Source organism: Staphylococcus sp. EG-SA-2, assembly GCF_017152085.1.
Genome location: NZ_JACYHC010001018.1, coordinates 1 through 809 on the forward strand (window position 1 = coordinate 1; position 809 = coordinate 809).

The 809-nt window shown below is 36.8% G+C and carries 1 protein-coding gene; it reads left to right on the forward strand.

The features are described 5' to 3' along the window. Positions 1 to 809, forward strand: an 809-nt coding sequence (locus IDG60_RS17460) for a metallophosphoesterase (RefSeq protein WP_206160990.1), incomplete at both ends; no start/stop codon positions are given.

Here is an 809-nt window from a genome sequence, read left to right on the forward strand (position 1 = left end):
CAAGACAGAAGGCAGTATGACCAAAGTTTTAAAATAGATAATGGTGATTTTTTGCAAGGGTCACCATTTTGTAATTACTTAATCGCGCATAGCGGCAGTAGCCAGCCTTTAGTTGATTTTTATAATCGAATGGCATTCGACTTTGGTACGCTTGGTAATCATGAATTTAATTATGGATTGCCATACTTAAAAGACACTTTACGCAGACTCAATTATCCAGTTTTGTGCGCTAATATATATGAAAATGATAGTACATTGACTGATAACGGTGTGAAGTATTTTCAGGTTGGAGATCAAACTGTTGGTGTGATAGGTTTAACGACACAATTTATTCCCCATTGGGAACAACCAGAGCATATTCAGTCACTTACGTTTCATAGTGCTTTTGAAATACTTCAACAATACTTACCTGAAATGAAGCGACATGCAGATATCATTGTGGTTTGTTACCATGGTGGATTTGAAAAGGATTTAGAAAGTGGTACGCCGACCGAAGTATTAACGGGTGAAAATGAGGGATATGCCATGTTAGAAGCGTTTTCTAAAGATATAGATATCTTTATTACGGGTCACCAACATCGACAAATTGCTGAAAGGTTTAAGCAAACGGCTGTGATTCAACCTGGTACGAGAGGTACAACTGTAGGCAGAGTAGTCTTGAGTACTGATGAATATGAAAATCTATCCGTTGAATCATGTGAATTACTTCCTGTTATAGATGATTCCACATTTACTATTGATGAAGATGACCAACATTTACGAAAGCAGTTAGAGGACTGGTTAGATTACGAAATTACTACATTGCCATA